This is a genomic window from Burkholderia sp. PU8-34 (assembly GCF_053427725.1).
This window is the reverse complement of sequence record NZ_JBSAXC010000009.1, coordinates 270,717-286,130: the sequence shown is the minus strand read 5'-3', so window position 1 is coordinate 286,130 and position 15,414 is coordinate 270,717. Positions and strand designations below refer to the sequence as shown.

The window sequence follows — 15,414 nt, the reverse complement described above, 5'->3', positions numbered from 1 at the left end:
GATGGTTTCGATGAACGGCCCCGGTGTCGCGCGACACGCCGGGGCTCGGTCGTCGTCCATCGGGCGCGCCCGACCCCGAAGGATGAAGCGGTGGCTAGCCAGAGGTACTTCGGGACAGCGTTCCTTGGTAGCGCTTTATGGGAGTGACCGTGATTTCCGCGCAATTTCCCGGTTAGAGCGATATCGGTCTACTTCATGTCCCGGGCCACGCGAAACCCGTTTGCCGAATAACGTACGCTGCTGTCGTACTTGAAGCGTGTCGAGACGGGCATGTAGCTTGCCCCATCCCGCCACGAGCCGCCGCGGATGACGCGTACCTGGCAATTCGGCTCGTCCCACGAGCGGCCGTCGGCAGGCGCATTCTTGTACGAGTTGTGCCAGCAATCGCTGACCCATTCCCATACGCCGCCCGCCATGTCGTAGAAGCCGAGAGGATTGGCCGCGAACGAGCCGACGTTATCCGGTGCGTCGGCACGCCACGGCGGACCGCAGTCCTTGCAGTTCGCGTTGCCCGGGCGCATCTCGTTGCCCCACCAGTAGCGCGTTGCAGTGCCGCCACGGGCCGCGAATTCCCATTCGGCCTCGGTCGGCAGCCGGTAAGACTTGCCGCTGATTTTCGACAGCCACTTCACGTACTGTTGCGCATCGTCCCAACTCAGGTCGCGCGCAGGCGCGTTCGCTACCGTGTTGCTGTCGCCGGGCAGGCGCGGACAGGCACCCGCGTCGCGGCACGCGTTCCACTGCGCGACGGTCACCACATACTTCGAGAGCGCAAACGAGTGATCGAGTGTCACGCGATGCGCAGGTTTTTCCGACGGATCGCCCGAATTGCTGCCCATCGCGAACGTCCCTGGACTGACCGCCAGCATGGCGGGGCATGCGGGGCAATCCCGGATCTCATTGGCGGCCGTCGCGCCGCCTTTCGGCTGCGGTGCCGGTGGGGCCGTCGCTGCAGCGGGGGGCGGCGCTTTCGTCGGCGAGCCAGCCGTGTGTGCAGGCTGCGCTGACGTTGATGCTGCTGCCGGGGCCGGGGCCGGAGCCGGAACGGGGGCGGGGGCGGGGGCCGGCGTGGGGCTCGCCGTCTGTGGTGCGGGCGCGGACGCCGCAGGCGCCTTGGGCGCGGCCGCGCGCAGTCGCGCGAGACGGGCCTGCGCCAACTGCGCGAAGCGGCCGTTCGGGTAGGTCTTCAGATAGGCTTCGTAGTCGCCCGCCTCCTTGCTGTCCTTGATCGACTCCCAGAACGTAATTTCGTACTGCTCGGCGCTGTCTTTCGGCATCACGCCCCGGCTGTCGAGCGCGACGACGCCGACGTCGGCCAACACGTCGGATCGTTGCGCGATGCCGCCGCCGGAATGCACCGTGTCGGTTCCTGCGCGACGGGGCCCGGTGAACGCAAACGTCGTCGCTGCATCGGGAAGGGACGAAGCGACCCACGGCATCTGCCGATGCCCGGTGGCCCTTTCGACCATCGCGCCGGCGCGGTCGAAGACCTGTGCGATGCCGAGTCCCGGCAACGCGAGCGTCTGCAGCAGCGCCGCCGTGTAGACGCCATGCGTTGCACCGTCGGCTGCGCCTTCGCCGGGTGCTGTCGCGTAGGCGACGAGCGTGTGCGGCGGCGGCTTGCGGGCCGCCACGTTGCCGGCACCGGGGGGCGCGATCAGGCAGGAATCCAGAATGATCAGATCAATACGGTCACCGTGCGGCCGTGATGTCGCATCGAATACGGTTTGCAGGTCAATGCCCGTTCGCGACAGGCCGGCCGGAGAGCCGACGTCGGCATCGACCGGCGCGAGCCATGTCGTTCCGCCGACACTGGCGCCGTGGCCCGCAAAATAGACCAGCCCGGTGCCGCCGTCAGCGATGTGGCGCTCGAACTCGGCAAGCTCATTGAGCATTTGCTGCCGGGTGGCGTTGTGCAGCGTGATCACGTCGAAGCCGAGCGCCTGAAGCGCATCGTGCATCGCATCGGCGTCATGGACGGGATTGGCGAGCGGACGGTCGCGATAGGCGCCGTTGCCGATCACGAGCGCGACGCGATGCGGCTCGACGGACCGGGCGCGCGCGGAAGCTGCCGGCGGTGCGGCAAGCGAATGCATGTCCTCGCCGGAGCAAATGCTCGATGTCACCGAGATCGACGCAAACAGGCATGCGGGCAAGAGTATTCGCCACATATTCAGACCCCAGGGTGCGCCGTCGGCCGAGATGGCCGACGGCGTAGCGCAGCCGTTGCCGGGTGTCCGGTCGTGGCGAGCGCACTGCCGGCTTGCGGCGGACGAGGGCACGGCCAGGACACATTCAAGATAGCACGTGCGCCCAGCGGCGATCACCGGATCCACCCGCGGGTTTTGCAAAAAACAGACATACGCACACACGCATCGATGTCGGCCGATCACGCTTCGACATCGTTATGTGCCTTCCTGTCGATTACGTCCTAAGCTGTTAGTCACGCTCCACTGTCCGACGCCGCGCGCCGCCACCAACGCGAGGAGCAACACGATGCGAAGAAGGGCTACGCTGTTGGCTTTGGCCGCCACCCTCCTGGCGCCGAGGATCGCGTTCGCCGCGGGTCGTACGCCTTCGCCGCCCGGCGCCGAGGCGTACATCATCTGGCCATCGGACGGTGCAACGATCACGGGCGGCAAGTTCTGGGTGCGCATGGGCCTGCGTAACATGGGCATCTGCCCGAAAGGCATCGAGCGGCCCAACGTGGGCCATCATCATCTGCTGATCGATACCGATCTCCCGCCGCTCGACCAGCCGATACCGTCGGACCGCAATCACCTCCATTACGGCGCCGGTCAAACCGAGGCGCGCATCGAGCTTCCACCGGGCAAGCACACGCTGCAGTTGCTGATGGGCGACCATGATCACGTGCCGCACGATCCGCCGGTGTACTCGAAGAAGATCACGATCACGGTCAAGTAGCGCGCCATGCCGCGCCTGCCGCACGAACCGGGAATTGACGCCATGAACAAGCTCATCCTCTTCGCCGCTGCCGTGATGCTGCTATGGACGGGTGCGACGACCGCAGAAACCGGCACGCATTCCGCGAAGGCCGTCGTCTACATCGGATGGCCCAACGATGGCCAGGTGCTGCCGGCCGGACGTCCGTTCCGGGTGTGGTTCGGCTTGCGCGACATGGGCGTCGCGCCGTCGCATGTGCAGTTTCCGAACACGGGCCACCATCACCTGCTGGTCGATACGGACCTGCCGCCGATGGACCAGCCGATTCCGTCCGACCGGAATCACCTGCATTTCGGCGCGGGCGAGACCGAAACCACGCTGGAGCTTCCTCCGGGCAAGCACACGCTGCAGCTGTTGATGGGCGACGCCAACCACGTGCCGCAAAATCCCCCCGTCTATTCGAAGAAGATCACGATCTACGTGAAGTGACGTCGCGCGAGCCGGTCCACGGGGCGCGTCGTGGGCGTGCTCGCCCACGCGCGGGCGAGCCTCGCGCGGCGACGCTGCCGCCAATCGCATGAGTGTCTGTGCGTTCCCGACATCCTGAGCCGGAACTGTCGGTCGCGACCCGTCACGCATCATTGATCCGTGTGCCGCGCACACGTCGTCCCAACCTGTCTTCGTCGCGCAGACCCGCATCGGCAAGCCCGCCCCGCAAGATTCCCGCCGATCCCGCGAGCGGCTGGCACGCCGCATGCAGTATGAAACGCGAGCGTGCAACGCTGCAGTACGAACGCCAACACATCCAACCGATCCCGCACCGTCGCCGCGTTCCTCCGAAGGAGTCGATCGTGAACACCCGCCTGTCGCCGACCGCCACGCGCAACTACCGCGGTCTCATGCGTTCGCTGGCCCGCCTTGCCGGTTCCGCCGGAGCATGCGCGGCGTTGCTGTCCGGCTGCATGGATCTGAACATGCCCGCCTACCAGCGCCCGGAGATGCCGGCGAAGGCCACGTGGGCGCACGCGCACGGGCCGGTATCCGCGTCGGACGCGGTCAATCCGGAATGGTGGAAGAGCTTCGACGATCCGTATCTCGACGCGCTCATCGACAAGGCCATCGCGGGCAACGTCGATATCAAGGTGCTGGCGGCCCGCATCGGCGTGGCCGGCGCGCAGGTCGGCGAAGTGCAGGCGGGCGCGCTGCCGACCGTCGACCTCGGCGCGGGCGCGGACTTCGAGAAGAGCACGCATCAGACGCTGTCGAAGACCTACAACCTCGGCAGCCAGGTGAACTGGGACATCGACATCTGGGGCAAGGTCGAGAAAGGCGTGCAGGCGCAGAAGGCCGAATACCACGCGACCGAGGCCGACTGGCGCGCAGGCTACCTGACGCTCGTCGCCGACGTGTCGAGCACGTACTTCCAGATCCTCCAGTTCGACGACCAGATCGAGCAGGAACAGCGCACGCTCGACAAGAACCGGCAGATCCTCGCGATCTACCAGTCGATGTTCGCGAACGGCGTCGCACCGCAGACGGAAGTGCTGCGGCAGAGCGCGGAGATCAACGGGCTCGCGAACGAGCTGATCGAGCTGCACCGTTCGCGCGACACCGCCGAGAATGCGCTCGCGACGCTGCTGGGCGTGCCGGCCGGCGAGTTCAGGATGCCTGCCGGCCATCTCCGGCAGCGCGTCAAGCTGCCCGACGTGCCGATGGGGCTGCCCGCGCAACTGCTCGCGCGCCGGCCGGATGTCGTCGCTGCGCAGTATCGCGTGCTCGAATCGTATGACGAAGTGGGCGCGGCGAAGCTGGCGCAACTGCCGTCGATCAGCCTGACGGGGCGCGGTGGCACCGCGGCGTTTGCGCTGTCGGACCTGTTCAAGGCGTTCACGTTCAGCTTCCTGCCGAGCATCAACCTGCCGATGTTCGACCCGAGCGTGCGCGCGCACATCAAGACGACCGAGGCGCAGACCAGGGTCGCCGAGCAGCAGTACCGGCAGACCGTGTTCACCGCGTTCAAGGAGGTGGAAAATGCACTCGTCGATCTCGACGCGCACAAGCGGCAGCGCGTGCAGCTTCAGCAGCAGAACGAGCGCCTGCGTACCGTCGCCGCGCAGGTCGAGGCACAGCTCAAGGAAGGGCTCGTGTCGCAGCTCGAGGTGCTCGAATCGGAACGTTCGGTGGCGTCCGCGGAACTCGCGCTGCTTGCCAATCATCAGCAGATTCTGAGCGACACGGTCACGCTCTACAAGGCGATCGGTGGCGGCTGGCGCGCGGTCGAAATCTCGAATGCAAGCAGCGAGCCGGCCGGCCAGGCAATGCAATGAACACGCCAGCCCTGCGCAGCCGCGCGATCGGTGCCAGCCGATTGACTACCGTCATCCGTCGCCTAAACTTTTTTCACGATCGCGCCGCCATGTGCGTTGGCGGCGCGGCTTCACAAAGGTGGTTCGCAAGCGCGTCGCGTTTCCTGCGCCGCGTGCCCATTGGCGGGCGCATGTCGATCGTTGGCCGAATCATGGTTCCAGACGCCGCTTCGATTGCCGAGAAACAGGCCGCGCTCGACCGGCAGTTCGACATCGTGCTCAAGCCGGTTTCGCATCCGGAGCTGAGCGAGATCCGGATCGACAAGCCGCTGTTCGCCGTCGGGCGGACGAACACGCCGTTCGCGTCCGCGCGGCCCGAGCTGGTGGCCGACCTGTCGCGCCGGCATGCGCGCATCTTCTTCGAAGGCGGCGCGGCGTATGTCGCCGATCTCGGCAGCAAGAACGGGACGGCCGTCAACGGCGTCGATGTCGGCGACAAGCCGCACCTGCTGCGCGACGGTGACGAACTGCGCTTCGCCGGCGCGCTGGCGTACCGCGTCGCGTTCGTGCCGCGCACGACACATCAGCCGGCGCGGCCGGCCGTCGTCACGCTGTCGCCGGAGCGCGGCGATCTCGGCCTGCAACCGGTCATCATTACCGCCTTCCCGTTCCTCGTGAGCAAAACTGACGACACGTTCGCGTGCTACCGGAACGCGTATCCGCATCAGGTCAACTACCTGTCGCGGCGTCATGCGCACCTCTACGTGCAGGACGGCGACGTCTTCGTGGAAGATCTCGGGAGTACGAACGGCACGTTCGTCGACGGCCGACGCCTCGACGAGCATGCGGTGCCGCTCGGCGACGGCGCGCTGCTCGCGTTCGGCGGCGATCACTTCGTCTATCGCGTCGGCGTGCAGCGCGAGCCGGGACCGGACTCCACCGTGACGGCGTCGTCGTCGCCCGGAGCCGGCGCCAATGCGGCCGCTGCGGCCGCTGCGTCCGCCGCGGACGCCGACCGGACGACCTTCGTCGATACTGCGCATTCGTTCCTCGACATCTTCTGCACGGTTCCGGCCGTTCAGCAGGACGACGAGGTCAACCCGCACGCCGCGCATGGCGCCGCCGAAACCGCGCATGACACGCGCCACCGGCGCGGCAGGTTCGAAGTGTTCCTGTCGGAGCTAAGCGAGGCGTTCGGCGGCAGCGGGCACGTGAACCTGCGCCGGCTCGGCTGGTGGAGCGGCGGGCTGCTTGCCGCGGTCGCCCTGCTGCTCGCGACGCTGTATTTCCAGGACGCGCCGCTGCGCGAGACGCGCTCGCTGCTCGCGCGCGGCGACACCTTGCAGGCGGCGCAACTCGCCGACCGCTATCTCGCGAACCATCCGGACGACACGGCGTTCCTCGCGCTGGGTACCGAGGCGCTCATCCGGTCGAAAGTACCGGACTGGATCGCCGCGATGAACGTGCGCGCCTTCGACCGCGCCCGTGCCGTCGTGCAGGACATGCGCACGCTGGCCCGCCACAACGCCGATGCACGGCCGCTCGTCGACGAAATTGCGTGGATCGGCGAGCTGCAGGCGTACGTTGCCGGCCGCGGCGGGCCGGACGCGCCGATCCGCATCTACCGCGACGAAGCGCCGATCAAGGCATTGACCGGCCGCTGGAACGACGACCCGGGCGCGCATCAGCGGCTGCTCGACCGGATTTCGTCATACGTTCCCGCGTTCGGCGTGCTGTATGCCGACGCGCTCAGCCAGCTGCGCAGGCTGCAAAGCGACAACTCCGTCTACGTGGCCGCGCTCGAGCGGTTGCAGCGCGCGATTGCGTCGGCGCTCGACGACGACCGGCTCGACGGTCTCCCGGCGCTGCTCGCCGATGACGAGCAGCGCTATCCGCGCCTCGGCGGCCTCGACGCCGTGCGTGCCGATCTGCAGCAGTACACGCAGTTCGAGAGCGACGCGCGGGCCGGGCACGGGCCGGCCGTGCTGGAACGCCTCAAGCAGTTCCGCTTCGCGACGCCGCAATTCGCCGCACATGCCGTGACGCTGCAACGGCTCGCTTCGTCGGGAGGGCGCGGTGAAGCTCGACAGTCTCCTTAAGCGCGCACGGCAGGCGGCGCCGCCGGAACCGCCGCGCTCGCTGGGCGAGGCGCTGGAGGATCACAGCGCCGAAGGGATTGCGATCCTGACGGCGCGGCCCTGGCGGCTCACCCAAGCGACCATCATCGCGATGGTGGGGCTCGTCGTGTGCGCACTGCTGTGGTCGTTCGTCGGCCGCGCCGACGTCATCGTGACCGCGCAGGGCGCGCTCGCGCCGGAGTCGGAGGTGCGCCGCATCTACGCGCCCGTCGACGGCGAGCTGGTGGACATCTATATCGCCGAAGGCCAGCCGGTCGAGAAGAACGACGTGATCGGCCGGATCAACGCGCGCGGCGCGATCGAGGCGGCGACCAACGCGCTCGATGCACGGCTCAAGCTCGACGACGCGGAGCGCGAATGGAAGCAGTTTCCGGACAAGAAGCAGCTGATGGAGCGCAAGGCCGACGCGCTGAAGCAGCAGATCGAGGTCGAAGAGCACCTGCACCAGAACCGCATTGCCGAAGGCACCAGCAAGCTCGCGCAATCGCAGCGTGCGCAGATCGACGAAGCGCGCAGCAATATCGACAATGCGCGCCACGCGCTCGATCTCGCGAAGGACGAACAGGACAAATACGCGCGCCTGTTCGCGCTGCCGGGTGGCGGCGGCGTGTCGCAGAGCCAGGTGGAACAGAAGCGCAGCGCGTACCTGCAGGCCCAGGACAGCTACCGCGTCGCGCAGGCGCGGCTCACGCAGCTCGAGGCGCAGCAGAGCCACGAGTTCGCGCAGGCGAAGGCGCAACTCGAAGGCAGCGGCGAGACGCTGGCCGGGCTGCGCATCCAGTACGACGCGACCGTGCGCGACATCGCGAACACCGAAGAGAAGCTGCGCCTGCAGGTGCAGACGGCGCGCCTCGCCGCGGATGCCGCCGCGCGCATCCGCTTCGAGAACATCGACAAGGACAATTTCCTGCTCGTGCTGGCGCCCGTCTCCGGCGTGATCACCGATGTGACCACGACGCAGCCCGGCGACAAGATTCTCGCCAACACGCCGCTCGGCAGCATCGCGCCGTCCGATGCGCGGCCGGTGGTGAAGGTCGCGATCGCGGAGCAGGACCGTGCGTTCCTTCATGAAGGCTTGCCGGTGAAGCTCAAGTTCAACGCGTTTCCGTATCAGCGCTACGGCGTGATCGACGGCACGCTTGAATACATATCGCCGGCGACGAAGCCGCTGGCGCAGACCAAGGAACCCGTCTACGAAGGCCGCGTGGCGCTTGCGCGCGACGCGTACACGATCGCCGGCACGAAGTACCCGCTGCGCTACGGGATGACGGCCACGGCGGAAATCGTGGTGCGCGAGCGCCGCCTGATCGGGTTCGCGCTGGACCCGTTCAGGCAGATCGCGGGCTGACGGCGGATGCGGACTGCCACGGCGTAGCGGAACGCAAGCGAGCGGTGATGCGAGGCACCGGCGGCGAATCAGGGCGATCGCCGCTTGCAGGATCAAAGGGATCAAAGGGACCAAAGGGACCAAAGGGGCCAAGGGGAACGAGATGACGGCAATAGTGCGTATCGACGACGAGGTGATCGGCACCGACGACTTCATCCGCGTGCTGAAGCTCACCGGGCAGTTCGAGGGCCTCGTCGAACAGCAGGTTCGCGACCGGCTGACGGTGATCGCGGCGAAGAAGATGGGCATGCAGGTGAGCCCGGAGGAAATCCAGGAGCGTGCCGACCAGTTCCGCCGCGTGCGCGGCCTGCACCGCGCTGCGGACATGAACCGCTACCTGGACGTGTTCGGCGTCAGCCTCGACGAGTTCGAGCGGTTCATCACCGACACGCTGTACCAGGAGAAGACGCTCGACACGGTGTGCAGCGACGCGGCCGTCGAAGCGTACTTCAAGCTCAATTCGCCGAAGTTCGACAGCATCGAGGTCAGCCACATCGTGCTGGATTCGGAAGGCAAGGCGCGCGAGATGATGGCGATCCTCGAGGACGACCCGGACTGCTTCGGCGACATGGCGCGCGAGCATTCGATCGCCGACACGAGCGAGCATGGCGGCGTGATCGGCAAGGTGCTGCGCGGTTCGCTGAAGACGGACATCGAGGCCAAGGTGTTCAACGCGCGCGTGGGCGACCTGCTCGGGCCGTTCGCGGCGCCCGACGGCTCGTTCTTCGAGATCTTCTCGGTCACCGCGAAACACCCGGCCGCGCTCGACGCCGACGTCGCGTCGGAGGTGCGCCGCCTGCTGCGCGAGGAGTGGCTCGCCGAGCGCGCGCAGGAACACATCATCGACGCACGCTGATCACGGAGAACCGTACTGATGGACGCACAAGCCCCCGCCCCGGCCAGCACCCCGTCGCTCGCGGCGTTTCTCGCGTCGGTGGAGCCGCTGTCGCTGTTCTCGCGCGACGAACTCGATCGCATGGCCGCGCATGCGCAGGTGCGCACCTACGCGTTCGGCGACACCGTCTGCAATCGCGGCGAACCGGCCGAGGGCCTGTATGTGCTGCGATCCGGGGCCGTGCGCCTGATCGCCGACGAGCGCGGCAAGGAAACCAGCGTCGGCGTGCGCAAGGAACGCGAAGTATTCGGCGAAATGGCGATGCTGCGCGACTACTGGCACGAGGTGTCGGTGCGCGCGTCGACGAAGACCGAGGTGCTGTGCATTCCGCGCAGCGCGATCGAGCCGATCCTGCGCGACAATCCCGCCGCGCAGTCGTTCGTGACGAGCTATGTCGCGATCAGCTCGGCCGGCGGTTTCGTGACGCGGCTGTTCGACCTGCGCGGCAAGCTGACGCGCGCCGAGCTCGAGGAATACGTGTCGAGCGTCGGCGTGAAGCGCGTCGCGGCGGGCAAGGAGATCGTCAGGCAGGGGCCGGGCGGCGACCTCCGGCTGTATGTCGTGCGCCAGGGCGAGGTGAGCGTGTCGTGCCACGAGGACGGCAACGACTATCCGCTCGCGACGCTCGGCGCAGGCGAGATCTTCGGCGAGCGCGCGTGCCTGCTGCGGCAGGAGCAGGCGGCGACCGTCACCGCCGTCACCGATACGCGCCTGCTCGTCATTCCGGAAAAGACCGTGCACTTCATGCTCGAGCGCAACCCGAAACTGCGCGAGGTGCTCGAGGAGCGCATCCGATTCGTCGACCAGGAGCTGAAGCGGCAGAAGAAGCTCGCCGAACGGCGCCGCCACCCGCTGCAGATCGATATCGGCGCCGACGCCGCGTTCGGCGAGCGCATGATCAAGCGTTTCGTGCTGGTCGAGCAGGCGGAGGAAATGGATTGCGGAGCGGCGTGCCTCGCGATGATCTGCCGTCACTACGGCGTCGCGATGACGCTCGGCAAGCTGCGCGATCTCGCGAACGTGACGACGCAGGGCGCGACGCTCGACAGTCTCGCGCGCACCGGCGAGGCAGTCGGCTTCGCGACGCGCGGCGTGCAGTGCACGTACGAGGCGCTGCTCGGGTTCGACCTGCCGTTCATCGTGCACTGGGAGGGATACCACTACGTCGTCGTGTATGGCGTGTCGAAATCGTGGGTGCGGATCGCCGATCCGGCGCTCGGCTTCAGGAAGCTGAGTGTCGAGGCATTCGAGCGCGGCTGGAGCGGCACCTGCCTGCTGTTCACCGCGAGCGCGACGGCCGCGGCGCCGGTCGAATCACGATCGCCGTGGGTGCGCTTCATCGGCTATCTGCGCCCTTACAGGAAGATTCTCGCGCATCTGTTCCTGGCGACATTCGTGATCCAGGTGCTGGGCGTGATACCGCCGCTGATCATCCAGAGCATCCTGGACGGGGTGATCGTGCACCAGAACGTCAGCCTGCTGCACCTGCTGATTGCCGGGCTCGTCATTTCGCACGTGTTTACGCAGCTGATGACCACGATCCGCGCCCATCTGTCCAACTTCATGGTGCGCAGTCTCGACTTCGCGATGATGTCGCAGTTCTATAAACACACGATGTCGCTGCCGTATTCGTTCTTCGCGCGCCGCAAGAGCGGGGACGTGTTCGCGCGCTTCCAGGAAAACCAGACGATCCGGGCGTTCCTGACGGAATCCACCGTCACCACCGCGCTCAATCTCCTGATGATCTTCATCTACTTCACGATCATGTTTCTCTACAACGTGAAGATGACGCTGGTGCTGATCGCCTTCGTGATCCCGATCATGGCGCTCACGGCGCTCGCGACACCGAAGCTGAAAGGCTATGCGCGCGAGGTGTTTGCCGCGTCCACCGATGCGAAGTCGCTGCTGATGGAGACGCTCGGCGGCGTCGAGACCGTGAAGGGCATGGGCATCGAGCGGTCGGTGCGGCTGAAGTGGGAGCGCAAGTACGCGAAGGCGCTGGACGTCCAGTACCGCGCGCAGGCATTCAATATCCTGGTGGCGTTGTGCAGCCAGCTGCTGAATGCGGCGACCACCATCGTGATCCTGTGGGTCGGCGCGAACCTCGTGCTCGCGCATGAACTCAGCATCGGGCAACTGATCGCCTTCAATGCGTTCATGGGCAGCGTGCTGGCGCCGCTGATGGGGCTCGTCGGCATGTGGAGCCTGATGAACGACGCGGCGGTGGCGATGGAGCGGCTCGGCGACGTCCTCGACATCGAGCCCGAGCAGCAGCCGTCCGAACTGGCCTCGCGCGTGCTGCTGCCCGACCTGCAGGGCGACATCAGCTTCGATGGCGTGTATTTCCGCTATGGCGGCAACGAAACGCCTTACGTGCTCGAGAACATCAACTGCACGATCAAGCGCGGCGAGATGGTGGCCATCGTCGGGCGCAGCGGTTCGGGGAAAACCACGCTGGCGAAGCTGCTCGTCGGATTCTATGCGCCCACGGACGGCAAGATCGTGGTCGACGGATACGACATGAGCGCGATCGACAAGGCTTACTACCGTGCGCAGATCGGCTACGTGATGCAGTCCAACCTGGTCTTTTCAGGATCGATTGCCGAGAACATCGCATGTGGCGACGCAAGCCCCGACTGGCGCCGCATGGAGGAGGTCGCACGGATGGCCGACGCGCATGCCTTCATCAGCAAATTGCCGCTTGGCTACGAGCAGGTGGTGGGCGAGCGCGGCGTGGGCCTGTCGGGCGGCCAGATCCAGCGGCTCTGCATCGCGCGCGCGCTGTATCACGACCCGCGCCTGCTCGTGTTCGACGAGGCGACATCGTCGCTCGACACGCAGTCGGAGAGCAACATCCTCGCGAACATGCACGAGATCCTGCAAGGGCGCACGGCAGTGATCATCGCGCACCGGCTCAGCACGATCATGCGTGCCGACAAGATCCTCGTCCTGTACGAAGGCGCGATCGTCGAACAGGGCTCGCATGACGAGCTGGTCGCCCTCAAGGGCATGTATTACCAGCTTGTGCAGAAGCAACTGGGCGCATCATGAAACTCTTCGACCCGCACGGATTCGGCAACTCCGCGATTTCGTATGCCGGCCTGCTCGAGAAGATCGAGATCCTGCGCTCGATGCTGCGCTGGGCGCCGAAGCTCGAGCGTGCCGACATCGAGAAGCTGCTCAATCAGGCGAATGTGCTGCGCGACGACGTCATGCAGATGTCGCGCAAGGAGCGCTTCGTCGAGGCGGCCGTGGCCGCGCCGCAAACGCCCGATGCGACCGACACGCCTGACACGCCTGACACGCCCGACACGACGGAACCGGCCGCGCCCGCGGTGCAACGACGCCGGCAGGCGCTGATCGAGCGCAGTTTCATCTTCGAGGGCATCTTTGGCGACAATCCGAAGCTGCTCGCCGCGCTCGAAATTGCCGAAAAGGCCGCACCGACCGATCTGCCCGTGCTGATCGACGGCGAGAGCGGCACCGGCAAGGAGCTGATGGCGAAAGTCATCCACGCGAACGGGGCGCGCGCCGACCGGCCCTACATCTCGGTGAACTGCGGCGCGATTCCCGACAACCTGCTCGAATCCGAGCTGTTCGGCCATCGGCGCGGCGCGTTCACCGGCGCGTCGAACGATCGCAAGGGCAAGTTCGAGAGCGCGCACACCGGCACGATCTTCCTCGACGAAATCGGCGAGTTGCCGCTGTCGGGCCAGGTCAAGCTGCTGCGCGTACTGGAATCGCACGAGATCCAGCGGGTCGGATCGGATGAGCCGATCTCCGTCGATACGCGCATCGTCGCCGCCACCAACAAGAATCTGCGGCAATTGAGCGAACAGGGGCTGTTTCGCGAGGACCTGTTCTACCGCCTGAGCGTCATTCATCTGACGTTGCCGGCGCTGCGCGAGCGTCGCGACGAAATTCCGCTGCTGCTCGCCTATTTCGGCGACGAGGCGGCAGGGGCTCTGAAGCGCAGGCCCATCAGGACGACGCCGAAGCTGCGCGACTTCCTGCTGACCTACGCGTACCCGGGCAACATCCGCGAACTGCGCAATCTCGTCTACCGTCTGTCGTGCCTCGCCGGCGAGGTCGCGGATATCGAGCACCTGCCCGAGGACATCCGTCCGAAAGCTGCGTCGGCCGTCGCTCGCGCGACGGATGAAGGTACGCCGGGCAGGCCGATGTCGCTCAGCGATGCGAAGCGTGCCGCAAGCGACGAGGCCGAGCGTGCGTTTCTCGAACGCGGGTTGCAGGAGACCGGCGGAACCGTGGCCGAACTGGCACGCCGTTGCGAGATGAACCGGTCGCACCTGCAGATGCTGCTCAAGAAGCACGGCATCCGCTCGAAAGCGTTTCGTCATCCGGACGGCACGACGCCCGACAAGGATGCGTGAGCGCCACGCGCGTCCGGACGATCGTTCAGCGTTGCACGGCAGGATTGGCGAGCGTATGGTCCGATGCGTCGGGATCGTCGGCGCGGATCACGATGGCGGTGACGTTGTCCCGGCCGCCCTCGCGCAACGCGAGGTCGACGAGCACGTCCGTTGCGCGCGCACAATCGCCGCACGCGAGAGCGGCCGAGATGTCGGCTTCGTCGATCTCGTTGCTCAGGCCGTCGCTGCACAGCAGGAACATGTCGCCGTCGCACACGTCGATGCGTCGTTCGTCGAGATGCAGCCGCTCGGCGGCGCCGACGGCGCGCGTGATCAGGTGCTGTGACGGGTGATGGCGCGCTTGCTGCGCACTCAGGTGGCCCTGCGCCTGCAGTTCCGCGACGTGGCTGTGATCGAGCGTGAGCTGCGTCAGGTGCGCGTCGCGGTACAGGTAGATCCGGCTGTCTCCGGCCCAGAGCCAGCCGCATTGACGGCCGTTCGCCAGCAGCACCGCCACCGTGCTGCCGATCATGCGTACGCCGCGCTGAGCGGCCGATTCGCGCAATTGTGCGTTGACGGCATCGAGCGCGGTGCGCGCTGCGTCGATGAAGTCCGCCAGCGTGGCCGGGGCGGCCAGCCGTTCCAGCGCTTGCACGATCATCCGGCTCGCGAGGTCGCCGGCCGAATGGCCGCCCATGCCGTCCGCCACGGCCCACAGGCCACGGTGCGGCAGCGCGAGGCAGTCGTCTTCGTTGATCTCGCGAACCAGGCCCACGTCAGTGCGTGACGCCGAAGTCCATTGCAGTTCTGCGCTCACGGCGCGCCATTCCTTTCCGTTAGGGCCTGTTCCCGCAAATAGAAAATTCCTTCTGGCGGCCAGCGCAAGCCCGTTATCAGCGTGAACAGTCGCTAGACAAGCCGGTTCCTGCCGTCTGCGCCAACCCCGACCGCGATGTTCGCGCCGGCCGCCGAGTTCGTGACGTCGACGTTCTGGATCTGGTTGAGGACCTGGTTCGCGTAGAACGTGTTGTACGTCTGATAGAGGTTGACGACGGGCCCGAACGACGGAGCCGGCGGCGCGTAGGGCTGGATCCAGCCAAATACCCACGGCGCGCCTGCGCCGCGGATGAACGACATCGTCTTGCGGTCGATATCGCGCTGCATGTGAAGGTCGGTAATCGCGAGCGAGGTCATGATGCGTCTCCGAATGGGGTCTTGCCGACGGACCGGGTAACCGATACGCGCAAACCTCGTGCCATGCGTGACACCTCCCGCGTGCGTTGCCCGGGCGCGTGCGTCGATCCGGTGAGCGCCGCACGCGGCAAGGCAAGGCGCCATCGACACGCGTTGCTTGCATGCTAGTGCGTCGCGGCCCTGTCCTGCAATGGTTGTGCGCAAGCCAACAGTTGCG

11 protein-coding genes and 1 pseudogene are annotated in these 15,414 nt (G+C 66.5%); 8 read left to right on the top strand and 4 right to left on the bottom strand.

The features are described from left to right. Nucleotides 1–188: 188 nt before the first annotated feature. Nucleotides 189–1,439, bottom strand: a complete 1,251-nt coding sequence (locus tag ACV22Z_RS22485; protein ID WP_448078502.1) for a formylglycine-generating enzyme family protein — start codon at nucleotides 1,437–1,439, stop codon at nucleotides 189–191. A 30-nt stretch (nucleotides 1,440–1,469) separates the two neighbouring features. Next, nucleotides 1,470–2,096, bottom strand: a pseudogene (locus ACV22Z_RS22480) (caspase family protein); the annotation flags it as partial. Nucleotides 2,097–2,496: 400 nt separating this feature from the next. On the opposite strand from ACV22Z_RS22480, the gene ACV22Z_RS22475 reads away from it, so the two are divergent. The 8 genes from ACV22Z_RS22475 (at nucleotide 2,497) to ACV22Z_RS22440 (ending at nucleotide 14,024) form a co-directional block, all read left to right on the top strand. Then, on the top strand, nucleotides 2,497–2,925 hold the full coding sequence (locus ACV22Z_RS22475) for a DUF4399 domain-containing protein (protein ID WP_448078467.1): 429 nt from the start codon (nucleotides 2,497–2,499) through the stop codon (nucleotides 2,923–2,925). A gap of 42 nt (nucleotides 2,926–2,967) precedes the next feature. Beyond that, entirely contained in the window at nucleotides 2,968–3,393 is a 426-nt protein-coding gene (locus ACV22Z_RS22470; RefSeq protein ID WP_448078466.1) for a DUF4399 domain-containing protein, read from the top strand. A 410-nt stretch (nucleotides 3,394–3,803) separates the two neighbouring features. Beyond that, entirely contained in the window at nucleotides 3,804–5,231 is a 1,428-nt protein-coding gene (locus ACV22Z_RS22465; protein ID WP_448078501.1) for an efflux transporter outer membrane subunit, read from the top strand. A 191-nt stretch (nucleotides 5,232–5,422) separates the two neighbouring features. Further along, nucleotides 5,423–7,309, top strand: a complete 1,887-nt coding sequence (locus tag ACV22Z_RS22460) for an FHA domain-containing protein (protein ID WP_448078465.1) — start codon at nucleotides 5,423–5,425, stop codon at nucleotides 7,307–7,309. Next, entirely contained in the window at nucleotides 7,287–8,696 is a 1,410-nt protein-coding gene (locus ACV22Z_RS22455) for an HlyD family efflux transporter periplasmic adaptor subunit (protein WP_448078464.1), read from the top strand. The genes ACV22Z_RS22460 and ACV22Z_RS22455 overlap by 23 nt, the downstream gene beginning before the upstream one ends. A gap of 142 nt (nucleotides 8,697–8,838) precedes the next feature. Then, entirely contained in the window at nucleotides 8,839–9,591 is a 753-nt protein-coding gene (locus ACV22Z_RS22450; RefSeq protein WP_448078463.1) for a peptidylprolyl isomerase, read from the top strand. 18 nt (nucleotides 9,592–9,609) lie between these two features. Then, on the top strand, nucleotides 9,610–12,681 hold the full coding sequence (locus ACV22Z_RS22445; protein ID WP_448078462.1) for a peptidase domain-containing ABC transporter: 3,072 nt from the start codon (nucleotides 9,610–9,612) through the stop codon (nucleotides 12,679–12,681). Then, nucleotides 12,678–14,024 (top strand): sigma-54 interaction domain-containing protein, encoded by a 1,347-nt coding sequence (locus ACV22Z_RS22440; RefSeq protein ID WP_448078461.1) that lies wholly within the window; start codon nucleotides 12,678–12,680, stop codon nucleotides 14,022–14,024. Before ACV22Z_RS22445 ends, ACV22Z_RS22440 begins: the two co-directional genes overlap by 4 nt. 25 nt (nucleotides 14,025–14,049) lie before the next feature. Here ACV22Z_RS22440 and ACV22Z_RS22435 read toward each other — a convergent pair whose 3' ends face one another. Together ACV22Z_RS22435 and ACV22Z_RS22430 are read right to left on the bottom strand one after the other, a co-directional pair. Continuing rightward, nucleotides 14,050–14,820 carry a PP2C family protein-serine/threonine phosphatase gene (locus tag ACV22Z_RS22435; RefSeq protein ID WP_448078460.1) on the bottom strand — a complete coding sequence of 257 codons (771 nt, stop codon included), beginning with the start codon at nucleotides 14,818–14,820 and terminating at the stop codon, nucleotides 14,050–14,052. A 92-nt stretch (nucleotides 14,821–14,912) separates the two neighbouring features. Beyond that, entirely contained in the window at nucleotides 14,913–15,197 is a 285-nt protein-coding gene (locus ACV22Z_RS22430) for a hypothetical protein (protein ID WP_448078459.1), read from the bottom strand. Nucleotides 15,198–15,414 lie beyond the last annotated feature (217 nt).